The organism is Halobacillus sp. A5 (assembly GCF_024189315.1).
GTDB lineage: Bacteria > Bacillota > Bacilli > Bacillales > Halobacillaceae > Halobacillus_A.
The window spans coordinates 1-18,373 of the sequence record NZ_JAIZEO010000004.1 but is presented as its reverse complement, the minus strand read 5'-3'; the positions used below and the strand labels follow the sequence as shown (position 1 = coordinate 18,373).

Here is an 18,373-nt window from a genome sequence, read left to right as displayed (position 1 = left end):
TTGCGTCATGGAAAAGCAGAAGTTAGTACTGATCGGTAACGGTATGGCTGGAGTTCGGGCAGTAGAGGAAATCTTGAAATTATCACCTGATCAATTTGATATAACGGTGTTTGGCAGTGAACCATATCCTAACTACGACCGGATTCAATTATCCAAAGTACTTCAAGGGGATACAGAGATCAGTGATATTACCTTAAATTCCTGGGAGTGGTACGAAGAGAATAATATCCTGTTATACCCTGGTGAAACAGTAACAGCGGTGGATACGGAGAAGCAGACAGTCACTACGGATAAAGACAGGCAGGTACCTTATGACAAGCTGATCATGGCGACAGGCTCTGTACCTTTCATGCTGCCGCTGCCGGGAGCTGATAAAGAAGGGGTTACTGCTTTTCGAGACATAAAAGACTGCGAACAAATGATTGAATCCGCTGAGCAATATAAGAAGGCAGTAGTTATTGGCGGCGGTCTGCTCGGTTTAGAAGCGGCCCGGGGTCTGCTGAATTTAGGGATGGAGGTTGATGTCGTACACATCGCAGATTTCCTGATGGAGCGTCAGTTAGACCGGACAGCAGGGAAGATGCTGCAGAAGGAGCTTGAGAAGCAGGGCATGAACTTCCTGCTGGAGAAACAGTCGCAAGAAATTATCGGAGAGGATCGAGTGGAAGGTCTGCGGTTTAAAGACGGCGAAGAAGTTGAAGCTGATCTTGTCGTCATGGCGGTCGGCATCCGTCCAAACGCAGCGCTGGCAAGTCAAAGCGGTATTCCGGTAAACAGAGGTATTATTGTCAATGACCATTTAGAAACCGAAATACTAAATGTTTATGCGGTGGGAGAATGTGCGGAGCATAGAGAAATGGTATATGGTCTTGTTGCTCCTCTTTATCAGCAAGGGCAGGAAATGGCTAAGAAAATATGCGGCATAGAAAGTGAAGGGTACCAGGGGTCGGTTTTATCCACCCAGTTGAAGGTCTCAGGAGTAGACGTGTTCTCGACAGGTAAAATCAACGAAGACGAAGACACGAAAACGGTGAAAGTATTCGATGACTGGCGCGGTATTTATCAGAAAGTGCTCGTTGACGAGGGCAAGATAACAGGAGCCGTGCTGTTCGGAGATACGAAGGAAGGCAATCAGCTGTTGTCTTTGATTAATAAGGGAGCAGCCATTGAAGAATATCTTGACCAGGATAAAAGCGATGCGGCTGGAATCGATTTCATTGCCTCGATGGGCTCTGAAGAAATTGTATGCGGCTGTAATGGGGTTACAAAAGGAACGATCGTTAACGCGATAGGTGAGCAGGGGCTTACCACAGTCGATCAGGTTAAAGGATGTACAAGTGCCTCGCGTTCCTGCGGAGGCTGCAAACCCCTTGTAGCTGACTTGCTTGAGCATACATTAGGTGATGAATATGATCATAATCAAAAGGAATCAATATGCGCGTGCACTTCATTATCGAGAGATGAAGTGGTGGAAGAAATAAAATCTAAAGGACTGACTCACATTCGTGAGGTCATGAATGTTCTGGAGTGGAAGACCGAAGAAGGATGTTCAAAATGTAAGCCGGCTTTAAATTACTATCTCGGGATGATCAATCCGTCAGAATACAAGGATGAGAAAGAATCCCGCTTCGTAAACGAAAGGCTGCACGCTAATATACAAAACGACGGCACGTATTCAGTTGTGCCCAGAATGTATGGCGGGGTAACCAACTCCGAAGATTTACGGAAGATTGCCGATGTGGCTGATAAATATGAGGTGAAGATGATTAAAGTAACCGGAGGGCAGAGACTTGACCTCTTAGGGGTTCAGAAAGAGGATCTCCCCCGCATTTGGTCAGAGCTCGATATGCCATCAGGATCAGCTTATGCGAAAGGTTTGCGAACTGTAAAAACGTGCGTAGGTGCAGATTTCTGCCGGTTTGGCACCCAGGATTCCATTGGATTAGGGGTGCAGATGGAGAAGAAGTTTGAAGGTTTGAACACACCGCACAAAGTTAAAATGAGTGTATCTGCCTGCCCGCGGAATTGTGCAGAAGGATCAGTGAAAGATGTCGGGGTTGTGGGCCTCGATGGAGAATTTGAAATCTATGTAGGTGGAAATGGCGGGACTCACATGAGACAGGCTGAACTTTTATCCAAAGTGAAAACAGAGGAGGAAGTAATAGATGCCACAGCCGCCTTCCTGCAGTATTATCGTGAGGATGCCAATTACTTGGAAAGAACGTCTGCCTGGGTTGAACGGGTAGGACTCGATCACATTCAAAGCGTCCTTTCTAATAAGAAGACATTCATTGAATTAATCCAGAGGATGAATGAAGCACTGGCTGTTGTTCAACAACAGGATCCTTGGAAAGAAGCCATTGAAAGTGAAACTCTGCTTCGGGATCTTTACAAAAACGTAAAAGTTGCTGCAGGTTCAAACTAAATCTAAGGAGGAATTTGAGATGGAACAAGTTTTAAAGAGAGTGTTCGCTGCAAAGCTGAGTGATCTTCCTGAGAAGTTAGGGAGAACGGTTGAAGCGGGAGGTCTGGAGCTGGCGATTTTTAAATTAGCGGACGATAATATACGAGTTATTGAGAATCGCTGCCCTCATAAAGGTGGTGTGCTCGCTGAAGGAATGGTGAGCGGGGAGCATGTTTTCTGTCCTATGCACGATTGGAAGATCAGTGTCGTGGATGGGAAGGTTCAGGATCCTGATACAGGTTGTGTTCAAACGTATGACGTAGAAGTACAGAATGGAGACGTCTACATTTATATCCCAGAATAAATGAAGCCTTTAGGAGGGCGTTTATGTCAAAAGTATATTTAGTTGGAGCAGGTCCTGGAGATCCTGATTTAGTTACGGTTAAAGCTCTGAAATGCATACAGACGGCCGATGTAATATTATATGACCGGCTTGTAAATAAACAGCTGCTGGAGCATGCCAGACCCGGCGTCGATTTAGTATTTTGCGGAAAGCATCCGAAGTTTCATATCTTAAAGCAGGAAACCATCAATCATTTACTCGTCAAATATGCTAAACAAGGGAAAAGGGTAACACGTTTAAAGGGAGGAGACCCATTTGTTTTCGGCCGCGGGGCGGAAGAAGCTGTGGCATTAGCTGAGCATGGGATTTCGTGTGAAATTGTTCCGGGAATCACTTCTGGAATTGCCGCCCCGGCTTATGCAGACATCCCTGTCACCCATAGAGAGATGGGGAGCTCATTTGCTGTCATTGCCGGCCACCGTTGTAAAGGAAATGATAAAGCCATCGATTGGAAAAGCCTTTCAGAAAACATTGATACCCTGGCTATTTACATGGGTATCAGCAACCTCCCCTATATCTGCAGCCAGCTGCTGCAGAATGAGAGCAGCAAAGATAAACCAGCAGCGGTTATCGAGCAGGGGACTACTGACAATCAACGTGTAGTCACGGGGACGATCTCAACGATTGTAGAGATTGTAGAAGCACAAGAAATAAAAAACCCTGCCATGATTGTCGTTGGGGAAGTGGTGCGTTTTCGTGAACGACTTCATGAGTTACTGAAAAACCATCAGCAATTTCAAGAATTTGAGGCGATCGAAGCCTAGCGGGAAGCTAAAACTGCTATACTATATCAATATAAAAATAATCTGGAGAGCCCAGGCATTATCATGCTTGGGTTTTTTGAGTTTGTTAAATCCTTTTAACTGCCATAATAAGTTTACAGGAAATTTTTGTGGGAATTCTTTAATAAGAAGAGGAGGGACCAGATTGGGAAACACAAGTATTAAGAATATATACAAGTCTTCCTATTTATCTCGTAATTTATGGTCAGGGTTCTTATTCGGTGTGGGGATTGTTGCTTTTTTAGATGAAACGCTTTTTCACCAATTATTACACTGGCATCATTTCTATGATCAATCAACAACGAATGTGGGACTAGTCTCTGATGGCTTCTTTCATGCGTTCAGCTGGTTCGCAACGATCGGCGGTTTATTTTTATTTGCAGACCTGCGCAGGAGAGAGGGTCTGTGGCTGAGAAGATGGTGGGGAGGTATTTTACTTGGAGCAGGAGTATTTCAGCTGTATGACGGTCTTATTCAACACAAATTAATGAGGCTTCATCAAATTCGGTACGTTGATAATGTACTGGCGTATGACTTCGTGTGGAATGGGATTGCCGTAATAATGATCATTATAGGAGCAGTCATTTTACGTAATACACGTAAGAGTGCTGAGGGAGAGGGAGGAGCATGAGCCATCATTCTGACCATATGTTGTCAGATGGAGCGGTGCTTTGGTCTCAGGTTATTTTATCCCTTCCGTTTATACTAGCTGCCCTCGGCTATGCTGCTGCTCTGTATCGATCAAAAAGGAAGAATAAGAAATGGTCTTTTTACAGAACTCTTTTATGGTTTACAGGTGTACTGTGCGCTGTTATTTCAGTTGCTGGGCCGCTTGCTCAATGGGCGCACACAAATTTCACCGCCCATATGGCCGGTCATTTACTCTTAGGCATGCTTGCTCCTCTGCTCATGGTGTTCGCTGCACCTCTGACATTATTATTCAGGGCATTACCTATCAACTATGCTAAGAAGGTGACGAAGCTTCTAAGGTCACGGTTCGTCAATGTGCTTATGGATCCATTCACTGCCTCTATGCTAAATGTTGGAGGCTTATGGGTATTGTATAGCACAAGCTTATATGCTTTAATGCACGAGTATTTAGTGCTGCATATTTTTGTTCATGTACATGTTTTTCTTGCGGGTTACTTATTTACAGCTTCGATGATATATGTTGATCCGGTGTCTCATAGGCGTAGATATACTTATCGTGCCGTTATTTTAACAGCCGCGCTTGCTTTTCATGGAATTTTATCTAAATATATTTATAGTCATCCGCCTGCAGGGGTTCCTTCCCGGCAGGCGGAAGCAGGCGGGAAACTGATGTATTATGGAGGGGATGCTGTTGATTTGGTACTTATCTTCTTTTTATGTATGCATTGGTATCATGCCGCCCGTCCCCGTTCGGTGGAAAGGGGCAGAGAGACCTGCCAAACCGTATAATGGTTGAGAAGCAGGGCACTGCCTCTATAGAACTATATATTCAGATGTTAATATGTGATAGAATTTGACGATATATTAGAATTTTCACTAAAGTTTCACGAATCGGAGGTATTTAGATGCAGAAAAACACCACAACAAAAAGCTATTGGAATTACCTTTGGCATTTACATGAACAAGCAAAAGATCTAATGAAATTCACCGTAAATGGAAATTCTGATAACATTCCGCAGGCTGACCAAAAAGACAGTCAGGAGGGTGACACCGGCGGGGATTCAAACGGCTCTGGTCCGTCTTTTGGTACGAGACAGAAAGCAGGGTTGTTTTTAGGACCTATTTTGTTTGCGCTTACATTGTTGTTCTTTGAGGCAGAAGGACTTTCGGATAGTGCAGTAGCGATACTGGCGAGTACGCTGTGGATTGCCACCTGGTGGATTACAGAAGCGATGCCCATCCCCGCAACGTCCCTGCTTCCGTTAATTTTGTTCCCGCTGACGGGTGGACTCGATGGGGGAGACACCGCTTCTTCGTACGGAGATAATACAATTTTTCTATTTATGGGCGGGTTCTTAATCGCGTTGGCGATGCAGAAATGGTACTTACATAAAAGGATTGCCCTGTTCATTATTTCAATGATTGGTACGAGCACCGAACGTATCGTTTTAGGTTTCATGGCAGCGACCGGTTTCTTATCGATGTGGATTTCGAATACGGCAACTGCAATGATGATGGTGCCGATTGGTCTTGCAGTAATCTATCAATCTTCTGAGCAATTAAAGCAGTCAGGTGAAGGTGTGGTCGATCATACTTCTTTTAACTTTGGAAAGGTAACCATGCTCGGGATTGCTTATAGTGCATCGATCGGCGGGCTGGCTACTTTAATAGGTACCCCTCCCAACTCTCTCTTTAGAGGAGTGGTGGAGAACCAGTACGGTATTGAAATTTCTTTTCTTGACTGGATGGCTTTTGGGGTGCCTATAACCATTTTATTTATGATTATTGCCTGGGTTTACCTCGTGAAAATTGCCTATCCAATGAAAATGAAACAGCTGCCGGGAGGCAAAGAAGTGATTGCTTCTGAACGTAAATCACTTGGAGTTATGTCCTCCGAAGAAAAAGTAGTCATGACTGTGTTCACTTTAACGGCAGCAGCATGGATACTGCGTTCGTTTGTGTTAGTCCATATTAATGAAAATATAAGCGACACCATTATTGCGATGACTGCCGCAATCATTCTGTTCCTTATCCCTTCCAAAAATAATAAAGGAGATTTCCTTTTAGATTGGGATACTGCCAAAGGGCTTCCATGGGGAATTCTGCTCTTGTTTGGCGCAGGTCTGGCGATAGCGGCAGGCTTTGAAGATTCAGGACTTGCCGAATGGATAGGATCGCAGCTGACCATTTTAGAAGGCATCAGTTTTATCCTGATTGTAGCCACTGTGATTACTTTAGTTATCTTCTTAACTGAGATTACATCAAACACGGCAACAGCAACGATGATGTTCCCAATTATGGCTTCACTTGCTGCGGCCATAAATGTGCATCCGTATAGTTTAATGATTGGAGCCGGTGTTGCGGCCAGCTGTGCGTTTATGCTGCCTGTAGCTACTCCGCCAAATGCTGTCGTATTTGGATCGGGTTATTTGAGAATACCTGATATGGCGAAAGCAGGATTCTGGCTTAACATCGTGGCAATTATTATAGTAACGCTTGCCATTTTCATTTATCTTCCTTTTGTTTGGGGGATTGATCTGACTACCTTCCCGGAACAGTTTAGAGATTAAGGATGATTGCACCATGACCACGCAATTAAAGCCGTACACATCTAAAGAAGCAGCATTTTGGCAGGTCACTGCGGCCTTAATGCTTGCTTCCTTATTAATCTTTTCTACGTTGTACGTATTTCAGCCGCTGCTTCCTGTATTCTCAAACGAGTTTAATGTTACAGCGACTCAGTCCAGCTATTTGATGTCATCGGCTGTTATTTCTATGGTTGGTGGTTTATTTATATTAGGGTTTATGGCCGATCGTTATGGCCGGCTGTTGTTGATGCAGATATCTTTAGGCATGACGGTGCTTCTATTAGTACTGATGCCTTTTATTCCATCGTTTGAAGGATTGGTTTTCCTTCGGCTGCTGCAAGGTTTCTTTCTTGCGGGTGTCCCGGCCGCAGCCATGGGCTATTTAGGGGAAGAAGTCAGCACTAAAGACCTGGGCCTTGCCGTTACTTTATATATTTCCAGCAATGCTTTAGGAGGAATGGGAGGCCGGGTGGTTTCAGGATACGTCACGGACGTATTCAACTGGAACATGACCCTGCTTTTCTTGTCCGGTTTTGGACTAGTGACCACGCTTCTATTTATTTGGCTGCTGCCAAAAGAGAGATTTTTTGAGAAGCAGGAGACACCTATGCGGAAGGACCTTATAGGAATGCTGGTCCATTTAAAAGATCGAAACATGCTGTCCTTGTTTCTCATGGGGTTGCTGCTGCAGGTTGTCTTTACAGCAGCATGGACGTACCTGCCTTTTTACTTGCAGAGCGATCCTTTTAATTGGAGCTTGAAATCGATCTCATTTACTTATTTAGCTTACGGATTTGGTGTGCTGGCTCCTCCACTGGCAGGGAGGCTCTCAGTACGGGCGGGACTGTCTAAAGTAATGCTGGGAGGATTGGTGGTTCTCCTGATGGGTGTATGGATGACAGGGCTTCCTTTAACGGCGTTTCTGCTGCTGGGACTAGGAACTATGTGTATGGGATTCTTCGTAGCTCATTCTATGGCTGCAGCTTTAGTAAGTAAAACGGCTGTTCATCATCGCAGTGGCGCTTCAGGCTTTTATTTAATCAGCTATTACATTGGAGTTGCGATTGGTAGCACAGCTATCGGATCACTGTGGGAGCAGTTTGAGTGGCGGGGGATTATGTCTACGAGTGTGATCTTCTTATTGGCTGCTGCCTGTCTTCCATTTTATAAAAGGCTGGGTTAAAAGCTGATATTGAGTTGCTGCGTTTCTTCCCCTCAAGACCCCCTTACGAACTGCATATTTACGTTACCTTGGATATCGTAGGGAGGGCTGGGAAATGACTCGCTTTCCGTAGGCATGCGCTGAGCCTCCTCTGGAAGTTCTCTGGAGAACTGCTTGATAACTAACATTTATGCAGATGATTGAATATGTTGATAAAGAGCAGTTCGATTGTTTAATAGAGCCGTATAAAATGGGCTGAAAATTTTCGAAGAGATCGTTTTTCGGTTTCTCAAAAAAATTTTTTATTTTTTTAAAACTGACTAAAACGCTAGGAATAAAGGGATTTACGGGCTTAACATGCAATAAATCAACAAAAAACCCCTTTGACAGCTTTTAAATCATGCTGTATATTTCCATTTAATCACATAGTAATTTTTCTTATCCAGAGAGGTGGAGGGACTGGCCCGGTGAAACCTCGGCAACAGACTTAAAATCGTAAAAAGTACTGTGCTAACTCCAGCAGGCATCACCGCTTGATAGATAAGAAGAGCAGAGATCAAATTTCTCATCCTCTTCTTTTATCTAAAGAAGAGGATTTTCTGTTTATGACTGTCTTAGCAATAGACAGTGGAGGCGCTTATTCGGGCTTCCTCATTCATAACTCTTTAGAGGAGGGCTTCATAATGAGTCAGAATGTAATTACCTATGAATCTTTCGTTCAAGATCCATTCAAAGACACACAGCCGGAGGACGGAACGAAAGGGGCTTTAACTATATTGGAATGGGCGTACAGCTCATATGATGACATCGTTTATGCCTGCAGCTTTGGTGCTGAAGGAATCGTTCTTATTGATTTAATTTCCAGGGTGAAGAAAGATGCGCACATAGTTTTCCTGGATACGGATGTTCACTTTCAAGAAACGTATGACCTGATTGACCGTATTAAAGAAAGATTCCCGGATCTGAAGATTACCATGAAGAAACCGAAGCTGACTCTTGATGAGCAGGCGGAAAAGCATGGGGAGCAGCTCTGGAATTCCAACCCTGACCACTGCTGCTACATTCGTAAGATTAAACCACTCGAAGAGGCTCTCAGCGGAGCGACTGCCTGGGTTTCAGGACTTCGACGTGAACAGTCTTTAAGCAGAAGTAAAACAGATTTCGTCAACAAAGATGAGCGTTTTCGTTCTATAAAGGTTTGTCCGTTAATTCACTGGACGTGGGACGATGTATGGGATCACATTAAAGAAAACAATCTGCCTTACAATGATCTGCATGATCAAGGCTACGCGAGTATCGGCTGCATGCCGTGTACAGCACCATCTGATGATCCGAATGACCGTTCTGGAAGGTGGGCAGGATTTGGTAAGACAGAATGTGGGCTTCACACCGCGGCAAGTCAGGATAATCCCTCATGACGCTTTTGATTCTGAGCTTCATTATTGCCTATTTTTACGCCTTTAACGTTGGAGCCAGCGGATCGGCCGCAACAATGGGAATTGCCTATGGAGCTCAAGTAATAAACAAAAAATGGATCGCGCTTCTGTTAAGCGGGATTGGCTGTCTGGCAGGAGCTTTTTGGGGCGGGGAAGTAGTAGAGACGATCGGCAAAGGGCTGCTATCTGAAAGCAGTCTTACCGTCGAAGCAGCAGCTATCATTCTCTTTGTCTCTGCAATCACGTTGTTTGTAACGAATCTATTAGGCATCCCTCTTTCTTCAAGCGAAGTTACGGTGGGTGCGATCGTCGGTGTGAGTATTTCAATGCAGCAGCTATTCGTCGGGAAATTATTTGACATCGTACTGTTTTGGATTTTTGTACCGTTGACCGCTTTTCTGCTTACGTTTTTTTTCGGATTGCTGAAGGAGCGGGTGAAGCCAAAGAAGTTTATGTCCAAAAAATTGACCGCTGTTCTGTCGGTCCTGCTAATCATTACAGGCTTTTTAGAAGCGATTGCTGCGGGTATGAATAATGTTGCCAGTGCCATCGGACCGCTTGTTGGAGCTGACGTTTTAAATAAAAACACCGGCCTGATTACGGGAGGCCTTTTCATGGCACTGGGAGCGTTGTTGTTAGGAGGAAGAGTCCTTGAGACTAACGGCAAAAGGATTTCACATTTATCCCTGTCTGACGGGGTTGTGATATCAGGAACTTCGGGGTTTCTTGTCATAGGAGCTTCTTTGCTGGGTATCCCGATCCCAATGACCCAGGTGACCACTTCCGGCATTGTCGGCGTAGGAGCAGTTAAAGACTGGCAGGGGATTTGGAAAAAGAAAGTCATTCATCAGATTGCAAAAGTCTGGGTGACGTCGCCGCTCATTTCTCTTGTATTTGCTTACTGCCTGACTGAGATTTTTCTTATGGCTAAAGTATCCACTGTACTCATCATTGCAAGCGGGATTTTCGCAACATTGGTACTTACCAATTTCGGAAGAACTTCAATAATAAAAAAAGCAAGACATCCACTTAAGGAGGAGTTTTAAAATGACGAGTCAACCACATGGAGGAGTATTAGTTAATCGAATTGTAGAAGTTGAAGATTTATCTAAACAAAATATTTCAAACAATATTGAATTAGATGATATTGCCATTAGTGATTTAGAACTGATTGCCAATGGAGCTTACAGCCCGCTTAAAGGATTTTTGAAAAAAGGGGACTACGAATCAGTCGTACACGATATGCGCTTATCCAATGGTCTTCCGTGGAGTATCCCGATTACTCTGCCCGTAGATGAAGGGAAAGCAAATGAACTGCAGGAAGGCAGCCTGGTCAGCCTGTCTAAAGACGGGGAGGTTTATGGCTGGATTGAAGTTGAGGAAATTTATGAATCACAGAAAGAAACAGAAGCCAGCTACGTCTATCAGACCACTGAACTAGAACATCCCGGCGTAAAGAAGCTGTTTGAACGCCCGGATTACTACGTTGGAGGACCTATTCATTTAGTGAAGCGGCCGAATCGGAAACATTCTGAGGTGTACTACCTGGATCCAAGTGAAACAAGGAAAGAATTTGAAGAGCTGGGCTGGAAGAAGATTGTCGGTTTCCAAACGCGTAACCCTGTACACCGGGCACACGAGCACATTCAGAAGACAGCTTTAGAAACGGTAGACGGTCTGTTTTTGAATCCTCTTGTCGGTGAAACGAAAAGTGATGATGTACCAAGTGATGTAAGACTAAAAAGCTATCACGTATTACTGGATAACTATTATCCTAAAAACCGAGTATTCCTGGCTGTATTTAATGCCGCAATGAGATATGCCGGACCTAGAGAAGCCATTTTTCATGCCATCGTCCGTAAGAACTTCGGCTGTACACACTTCATAGTAGGGCGTGATCATGCGGGTGTAGGCGATTACTACGGCACTTATGATGCGCAGAAGATCTTCTCTAATTTCACAGAAGATGAGCTTGGTATTACACCATTGTTCTTTGAGCACAGCTTTTACTGCCATACGTGTAAAGCTATGGTCTCCAGCAAAACGTGCCCTCACGATAAGAGTCAGCATGTGATTCTATCAGGTACTAAAGTAAGAGAGATGCTGAGAAATGGAGAGAAGCCGCCGGAAACGTTCAGCCGTCCGGAAGTTGCCGGCATTTTAATAGAAGGATTGCAGAAGGTAACGCCATAAAAAGGAGAGTTAAACATGAGTACTAATTTAACGTGGCACGCCACATCCATTGATAAGGAAGATTATCGAAGAAAAAACGGTCATTCGAGCGGTGTCATTTGGCTGACAGGATTATCGGGCTCAGGCAAATCGACTATAGCGAACATCGTTAATCAAATGCTTTATGAAAAAGGCCTGCAGACTTACGTTCTTGATGGTGATAATGTTCGTCATGGTTTAAATAAGGATCTGGGATTTGGAGATCAGGATCGTGAAGAAAATATCCGCCGTGTAGGAGAAGTGGCTAAGCTGTTTGCGGACAGCGGGACGATTGTACTGGCGTCCTTTATTTCTCCATTCCGCTCAGACCGCGATCAAATCCGGGAGAGCTTAGGAGAGAATGAGTTTGTCGAAGTTTTTGTCGACTGCCCGTTAGAAGAGTGCGAGAAACGTGATCCGAAAGGGATTTATAAGAAAGTAAGAAATGGCGAGATACCATCCTTTACTGGAATCGATTCTCCATATGAAGCGCCGGAAAAAAGCGAGTTAATTATACAAACCGAGAAAGAATCAGCAGAGCAGTCCGCTGAAAAAATCATTCAATTTCTACAGGAGAAAAACTGGGTGTAGCAGCCTACCACATGTGGGGGGATATTAGTGACGAAAGTCTTTTTAGTAGGAGCAGGTCCGGGAGATCCGGAATTAATAACAGTCAAAGGATTGAAGGCCATTCAGAAGGCGGACGTCATTTTATATGACCGCCTGGTTAATGAGGAACTGCTGGATTATGCTTCAAGTAAAGCGGAGCTTGTTTTCTGCGGGAAGAAGCCTGACCAGCATACATTGCTGCAGGAAAATATAAATGAACTGCTGTGCCAGTATGCGTTGGAGGATAAAGTGGTCACCCGCTTAAAGGGCGGGGATCCTTTTATCTTTGGCAGAGGGGGAGAAGAAGCAGCAGTGCTGAGTGAAAAAGGAATTGAGTTTGAAGTGGTTCCGGGGATCACGTCAGGAGCAGCTGCTCCCGCCTATGCAGGGATTCCATTAACTCATAGAGAATTAAGCTCTTCAGTTACCTTTGTATCCGGAGTGAATCCAGACGGTGATACAGCCGAATATTGGACGAACTTAGCTAAACACAAAGGAACCCTCTGTATCTACATGGGTGTAAAAAAATTCCCTCAAACATGTGAACAACTGATCTCTCATGGAATGGATCAGGATATGCCTGTAGCTATCATCCACTGGGGCACAACAGAAGAGCAGAAAACAGTGACAGGAACACTAGCTGATATCCATCAACGTTTGCATGAAGTGTCGAACCCTTCTATGATTGTAATAGGAGAAGTCGTAAGGTTGCGCGAAAATTTAAAGTGGTTTGAGAAAGAGCCGCTGTCTGTCATATCATCGGTTATTTAACGAGAAGGGGAGTCTGCATGCAAGGAGTTCTTTATGTAAGTCATGGTACACGTTACGAAAAAGGAAAACAGGAAGCGGTCGATTTCCTAACTAATGTCCGGTCATCTGTTAACGCTCCGCTGCAGGAGATTTGCTTTCTTGAAATTTGTGAGCCGGATGTGCAGGAAGGCGTGCGCAGACTCGTTGAAGCGGGGGCATCGGCAATTACCGTAATTCCTGTCCTGCTGCTGACAGCTGGTCACGCTTTAAATGATATTCCTATTGAACTAAAAAATGTGAAGCATACGTACCCTTGGCTCGAAATCACTTATGGAGAGCCGCTTGGAGTACAGGATCGGTTAATTGACGTATTGGAGGATCGGATCCGCGAAGTTTCCCCTCAACTCGAAGATGACCCTACGATTCTATTAGTGGGCCGGGGCAGCTATGACCCTGCAACGAGGAGAGATATTGAAACAATTGCCGGCTCCGTTGAAAACCGACTGTCCACTAAAGTAGAGACAGCCTATTTAGCGGCCATCGAGCCGAAATTTAATGATGTGATCGAAGCCTGGCCTCGTAACTCAAAGGTCATCGTGGCTCCTTATTTATGGTTTGACGGCCTTCTCATTCAGTCAATGAAGAAAAAGGTTCACGATCTCCAGGAAGCTGGTGTAGACGTTGACCTTTGCCGTCAGTTAGGGGATCATAGAAATATAGTGAACGCGTTAATTGACCGCGTTCATGAATCTTTTGAGTGTCCATTCGTCGTAATCGAGGCGAAGAACTGACTATCTGGAGGCATTGTACATTGAGTGGATTAACAGACAAAACCGTAGCTATTGCCGCTGACCGCCAGGCGGAATCAATTGGCGAGCTCGTGCGTAAGCAGGGGGGAGCTCCTTTATCTTTCCCCATTCAAGGACAGAAGGTATTGAATGAAAAAGATGCTGAAGCCGATGTGAAGAAGCTGATCGAATCCCATTTTGACTATGTAATTTTAACGACTGGCATCGGATCAAAGACGCTGGAAGAGGCGGCGGAAAGATTAGGTCTTCAGAAAGAATATATTCAAGCCTTACGAAATACAAAACTGGCAGTTCGAGGCAGTAAAACGTTGAAATGGCTGAAGGAAAATGAATTGGAGCCTGACATCGTATCAAGTGACGGAACGATGAACGAATTGGTTGAAGCAATAAGCAGCATCAATTTAGAAGGACAGCGTTTTTTCCTTCAACAGTACAATAAAGAGGAGCAGGAACTTCTGGATAGGCTGAATGGACTTCCCATTCAGCTATATGAATCCCTCCCTTATCACTACGTTGCACCCGGGGATGAAACAATAAGCGAGCTGCGAAGCTTAATTACCGGGCAAAAAGTGGACGCTGTCGTTTTCACGAGCAAAACGCAGGTCCAGAACCTATTTGAAGAGAACCGTGAGGCATTAAAAAACGGCTTTAACGGCAAGGTTACAGCAGTGGCTGTCGGCAGCATAACTGCAGCTGAATTACGTAAAAATGAAGTGGTTGAACACATCGTAGAGCCTTCCAAGCCTAAAATGGGTGCTATGATTATTGCCTTAACCCAATATTTTAAAGCGAATGCCTGAGACATGAACCCATCCCCTTATCAAGGAGATGGGTTCATTGTTGTGACTGCAAGTGATGAAGCATGTGAACCTGCTTATCCTTATTAAAAAAATCTTCCTCTACCAGACGCCGGAGGATCACTTTCCTTTCATTGGGAGAGAGAGAAGTCTGTTTAATGAGCTGACGGGCTTCATACAAAAAGTCTACGTATTGCTCATACCCCTCATCATATTTATCTTCTAGATCATTTTTTATTTGTGAAGCTAATATAGGACTTGCTCCTTGCGTGGAAACACTGATCGACAGTCTGCCTCGTTTACAATGAGTAGGAAATTGGACATTTCCTTCTTCAGCTTCCTGCACGCAGTTTATAAGGGCATTTGAAGGAGAAGCATTAATGACGGCTTGATTTGTACTTGTGTCATTGGAAGCAGCTACAATTAGAAAGGCATCAACTGCATCTTCTGGCGAGAAATATTTCTGCTGCCAGCGGATTTTTTTAGCAGCGTTCAGAGAAAACAGTCCTTCCGTTACATCAGGACTGATGACCTCAATATCAGCCTCCCCTTCTATAAGAGTATGCACCCTCCGCTCCGCAATGGGGCCGCCCCCTACAACAACTACTTTCTTATCAGTGAAATCAACCATCAATGGAACGACGCTCATTATCATCATCCTTTTTAGTATGTGTGTACCAGGTACCATTATAAACGATTTGCGTACCGGGTACTTAATTTTTGGGCAATTTCTGTATTGGGAAGGAGCGGGGTCCATGTAATAGAGTCCGTCTCTTCGTCAGGTATGGTGATCGGGAGCTGGTGATTGCTTCGTTCCTGAAAATAAAAGTTTCGTCAGATCTCCTGAAAAGCCACCCTCCAAGCTTACTAAAAGCCAAAGGATGTTTTAACATATTCATAATCTAAAGCAATAAAATCGAACCTTTTACCTTTTAACATATAATAAAAACCTATTGGTATCCCCTGTGATGATCATCACACAAAGCGAGGTACTCAGATGTATGGTGTTGTGGTAAGATGGGGGTAACTTTTATTGAACGGAGGGTTCTTTATGTTATTTTGCAGACTTCGATCCCGCTTGGGAGCCGCTAACTGAATATTCAACATGTCTCTCTATAAGTACAGGGATCAATGGGGAGTCTGCCTGATGTAAAAGAACATAGATGCCGAACGGAGAAGATACTTAACCAAATAATATTCTATTTTCTCATTCTTGAACACGGGCGGACTTACCCGTGTTTTTCTATTATAAAAGGAGAAAGGCGGGCAGCTGATGTCTAAAGAAATGGAGCAAGTAGTAAAGCTGGCTGAGAACCACGGTTTGACCATAAGAAAAGAAACGCTGGAAGTTAACAATTCAGGACTCGATTTTCAAGTTGTATTTGCAACGGATATAAGCGGCAGGGAATGGGTGTTAAGAATTCCAAGACGGGAAGATGTCGTCTCAACTGCCAAAAAAGAAAAAGATATTCTTGATAGAGTGAAAGGGAAACTTCCTATTCAGGTACCTGTTTGGGAAGTGTTTTCACAGGAGCTTATTGCTTATCAAAGGTTGGAGGGAGTACCTGCAGGGACCATCGATCCAGAGGCTAAAGCGTACGTATGGGAAATAGACGAACAAAACGTGCCTCTTCTGTTTCACAAAACGTTAGGAGAGGCTATGACCGCCCTGCATCGTGTGAATCGTGTGGAAGATCCTCAAGCCCAGGACTTAAGAAAATCAATGCAAGACCGTATGGAGATTGTAAAGAGAACTTACGGTGTAAGCGAGGAACTGTGGCAGCGCTGGCAGGCGTGGCTTTCAAAAGAAGAATGGTGGCCTAAGCATAAAGCTTTTGTTCACGGCGACCTTCATGCCGGGCATATTTTGATAAACAAAGAAGCCCGTGTAACAGGCTTTATAGACTGGACCGAGGCGCGCATCGATGACCCGGGTAACGACTTTGCAGTTCATCTTGCAGCCTTTGGAGAAGGGGCCCTGCATGAATTAATCAAGGAGTATGAGGTGGCTGGTGGAAGAACGTGGCCGCATATGTTTGAACACATTAAAGAGTTATTAGCGGCTTACCCTGTAGCTATCGCCGAGTTTGCCATTAAGTCTGGATCAGAGGAATATAAATTAATGGCTAAACAGGCTTTAGGAACAGCAGAGAGTTAACAGCTGCCGGCGGAAAGGGAAGGTCTATGGAAGAAAGCCTCTGGGGAGATCACATAGAAGCGGACACAGCTCATCGTTAGAGTACGGATCACATTAGTAAGAAAAAGATAAATTCAGCGGGGTGATTAAAATGAAATGGAACTTATACGAAAAGTTAATGAAAGATTTTGATAAAAGCTTTAACTATGATGGAATTGTCGGTGAGAGGTTAGCGTCGAGGCTGCACGCCATTTCAGAAATCGGCTTAACTCCTGATGGTGGGAGCCGCCGGCCCGGTTTTTCTAAAGAAGAACAGCAGGCCAAAGACTTGGTGAAACAATGGATGAAGCAGGCCGGACTTACGATCTTGGAAGACGGCGCGGGAAATGTATTCGGCAGACTGGAAGGGAAGCAGCCGCAATTACCCGTCGTTCTAAACGGATCCCATGTGGACAGTGTCCCTAATGGTGGTCATTTTGACGGCCCTCTTGGAGTACTCTCCTCCCTTGAAGTTGTAGAAGCCTGGAAGGAGCAAGGGTATCAGCCTGAACGTAGCTATGAGGTTGTTATCTTCTCAGATGAAGAAGGAGCCAGGTTTAATAATGGTTTGACAGGAAGCCGTGCCATGACAGGAGGAGTCGATCGGGACATCCAAGAAGGATTAGTAGATTATGATTCGGTCACTTTTAATGAAGCTCTTAACGACGTGGGGCTGTCTTCTGAAGAATTTTATAACGCGGAAAGGAATTTGGAAGCAGCCAGTCATTTCGTTGAGGTTCATATTGAACAGGGAAAGATACTAGAGCAAAAAGGGCTTCCTGCTGGCATCGTATCCGGTATTGCTGGACCTTCCTGGCTTGAGATGACCTTTGAAGGAACAGCCGGTCATGCCGGAAATACACCCATGACAGAACGTAGAGACCCGCTCGCAGCAGCCGGGGAATTCGTAAGTAGAATTCATACCCTGCCAAAAGAAGTGAGCCCGACATCCGTAGCAACCGTCGGAAAGCTGAATGTAGAGCCGAATGGAGCCAATGTGATTGCAGGGGAAGTTAATTTGATAGTAGATATTCGTGACATTTATGAAGAAACGAGAGATCAACTTGTTGAATTAGTAATTGAACAAGCAGAGCTTATTTCCACAAAGTACGGCGTAACCGTGGAGGACAAGCAGACATTAAAAGTAGCCCCCGTACCCATTGCAGCCGAATTCACACAGCTCTTGGAACAATCATTAAGCAAACAACGAATCGAACCATATACCTTGCCAAGTGGTGCTGGTCATGATGCATTAATCGTCGGTCATCATTTACCCGTCTCGATGTTATTTGTCAGAAGTAAAGACGGCATTAGTCATACACCAAAAGAATGGTCCTCCTTAAACGACTGCGTCCAAACCGTTCACGTGCTAAAAGACTATATCGAAACCCTCACTAAAAACTAATAAACCCCTGTGCACCATTGTGCACAGGGGTTTATGGTTGTACCGGGTACAGAAATCGCATCAGGTTGTACCGGGTACAGAAATCGCATCAGGTTGTACCGGGTACAGAAATCGCATCAGGTTGTACCGGGTACAGAAATCGCATCAGGTTGTACCGGGTACAGAAATCGCATCAGGTTGTACCGGGTAC

The 18,373-nt window shown here is 44.6% G+C and carries 17 protein-coding genes and 1 riboswitch; of the genes, 16 read left to right on the top strand and 1 reads right to left on the bottom strand.

The genetic code is table 11. The features are described 5' to 3' along the window. The first annotated feature begins 7 nt into the window (after positions 1-7). From nirB to LF822_RS15345, 14 genes are all read left to right on the top strand, one after another. A complete protein-coding gene (gene nirB / locus LF822_RS15410; protein WP_253924979.1) occupies positions 8-2,425 on the top strand; it encodes a nitrite reductase large subunit NirB in 2,418 nt (805 codons plus the stop codon). 19 nt (positions 2,426-2,444) lie between these two features. Beyond that, positions 2,445-2,768, top strand: a complete 324-nt coding sequence (gene nirD / locus LF822_RS15405) for a nitrite reductase small subunit NirD (protein WP_253924978.1) — start codon at positions 2,445-2,447, stop codon at positions 2,766-2,768. A gap of 23 nt (positions 2,769-2,791) precedes the next feature. Next, the gene (gene cobA / locus LF822_RS15400; protein WP_253924977.1) at positions 2,792-3,571 is read left to right on the top strand and encodes a uroporphyrinogen-III C-methyltransferase; all 780 of its coding nucleotides are present in this window, start codon (positions 2,792-2,794) and stop codon (positions 3,569-3,571) included. 163 nt (positions 3,572-3,734) lie between these two features. After that, complete coding sequence (locus LF822_RS15395) at positions 3,735-4,220, top strand: DUF2243 domain-containing protein (RefSeq protein WP_253924976.1); 486 nt, start codon at positions 3,735-3,737, stop codon at positions 4,218-4,220. Continuing rightward, positions 4,217-5,029: a cytochrome c oxidase assembly protein gene (locus tag LF822_RS15390; RefSeq protein WP_253924975.1), complete on the top strand. Its 813-nt coding sequence runs from the start codon at positions 4,217-4,219 to the stop codon at positions 5,027-5,029. Before LF822_RS15395 ends, LF822_RS15390 begins: the two co-directional genes overlap by 4 nt. 116 nt (positions 5,030-5,145) lie before the next feature. Further along, the gene (locus LF822_RS15385; RefSeq protein ID WP_253924974.1) at positions 5,146-6,810 is read left to right on the top strand and encodes an SLC13 family permease; all 1,665 of its coding nucleotides are present in this window, start codon (positions 5,146-5,148) and stop codon (positions 6,808-6,810) included. A 13-nt stretch (positions 6,811-6,823) separates the two neighbouring features. Beyond that, positions 6,824-8,011, top strand: coding sequence for an MFS transporter (locus LF822_RS15380; RefSeq protein ID WP_253924973.1), 1,188 nt, complete (start codon positions 6,824-6,826; stop codon positions 8,009-8,011). A 414-nt stretch (positions 8,012-8,425) separates the two neighbouring features. Then, positions 8,426-8,537: riboswitch (SAM riboswitch) on the top strand. A 136-nt stretch (positions 8,538-8,673) separates the two neighbouring features. Further along, positions 8,674-9,408 carry a phosphoadenylyl-sulfate reductase gene (locus LF822_RS15375; protein WP_253924972.1) on the top strand — a complete coding sequence of 245 codons (735 nt, stop codon included), beginning with the start codon at positions 8,674-8,676 and terminating at the stop codon, positions 9,406-9,408. Further along, complete coding sequence (locus LF822_RS15370) at positions 9,405-10,472, top strand: sulfate permease (protein WP_253924971.1); 1,068 nt, start codon at positions 9,405-9,407, stop codon at positions 10,470-10,472. Before LF822_RS15375 ends, LF822_RS15370 begins: the two co-directional genes overlap by 4 nt. A gap of 1 nt (position 10,473) precedes the next feature. Next, entirely contained in the window at positions 10,474-11,619 is a 1,146-nt protein-coding gene (sat, locus tag LF822_RS15365; RefSeq protein ID WP_253924970.1) for a sulfate adenylyltransferase, read from the top strand. A 15-nt stretch (positions 11,620-11,634) separates the two neighbouring features. Further along, positions 11,635-12,228, top strand: a complete 594-nt coding sequence (gene cysC / locus LF822_RS15360) for an adenylyl-sulfate kinase (RefSeq protein WP_253924969.1) — start codon at positions 11,635-11,637, stop codon at positions 12,226-12,228. Between the two features lie 27 nt (positions 12,229-12,255). Continuing rightward, the gene (cobA, locus tag LF822_RS15355) at positions 12,256-13,017 is read left to right on the top strand and encodes a uroporphyrinogen-III C-methyltransferase (protein WP_253924968.1); all 762 of its coding nucleotides are present in this window, start codon (positions 12,256-12,258) and stop codon (positions 13,015-13,017) included. Between the two features lie 17 nt (positions 13,018-13,034). After that, positions 13,035-13,787: a sirohydrochlorin chelatase gene (locus LF822_RS15350; RefSeq protein ID WP_253924967.1), complete on the top strand. Its 753-nt coding sequence runs from the start codon at positions 13,035-13,037 to the stop codon at positions 13,785-13,787. A gap of 20 nt (positions 13,788-13,807) precedes the next feature. Next, the gene (locus LF822_RS15345; RefSeq protein WP_253924966.1) at positions 13,808-14,605 is read left to right on the top strand and encodes a uroporphyrinogen-III synthase; all 798 of its coding nucleotides are present in this window, start codon (positions 13,808-13,810) and stop codon (positions 14,603-14,605) included. 34 nt (positions 14,606-14,639) lie between these two features. On the opposite strand, the gene LF822_RS15340 is transcribed toward LF822_RS15345, so the two are convergent. Beyond that, the gene (locus LF822_RS15340) at positions 14,640-15,251 is read right to left on the bottom strand and encodes an NAD(P)-binding protein (protein WP_253924965.1); all 612 of its coding nucleotides are present in this window, start codon (positions 15,249-15,251) and stop codon (positions 14,640-14,642) included. 624 nt (positions 15,252-15,875) lie between these two features. On the opposite strand from LF822_RS15340, the gene LF822_RS15335 reads away from it, so the two are divergent. Together LF822_RS15335 and LF822_RS15330 are read left to right on the top strand one after the other, a co-directional pair. After that, on the top strand, positions 15,876-16,760 hold the full coding sequence (locus LF822_RS15335; protein WP_253924964.1) for a macrolide 2'-phosphotransferase: 885 nt from the start codon (positions 15,876-15,878) through the stop codon (positions 16,758-16,760). A 130-nt stretch (positions 16,761-16,890) separates the two neighbouring features. After that, the gene (locus tag LF822_RS15330; RefSeq protein ID WP_253924963.1) at positions 16,891-18,183 is read left to right on the top strand and encodes a Zn-dependent hydrolase; all 1,293 of its coding nucleotides are present in this window, start codon (positions 16,891-16,893) and stop codon (positions 18,181-18,183) included. The last annotated feature ends 190 nt before the right edge of the window (positions 18,184-18,373 follow it).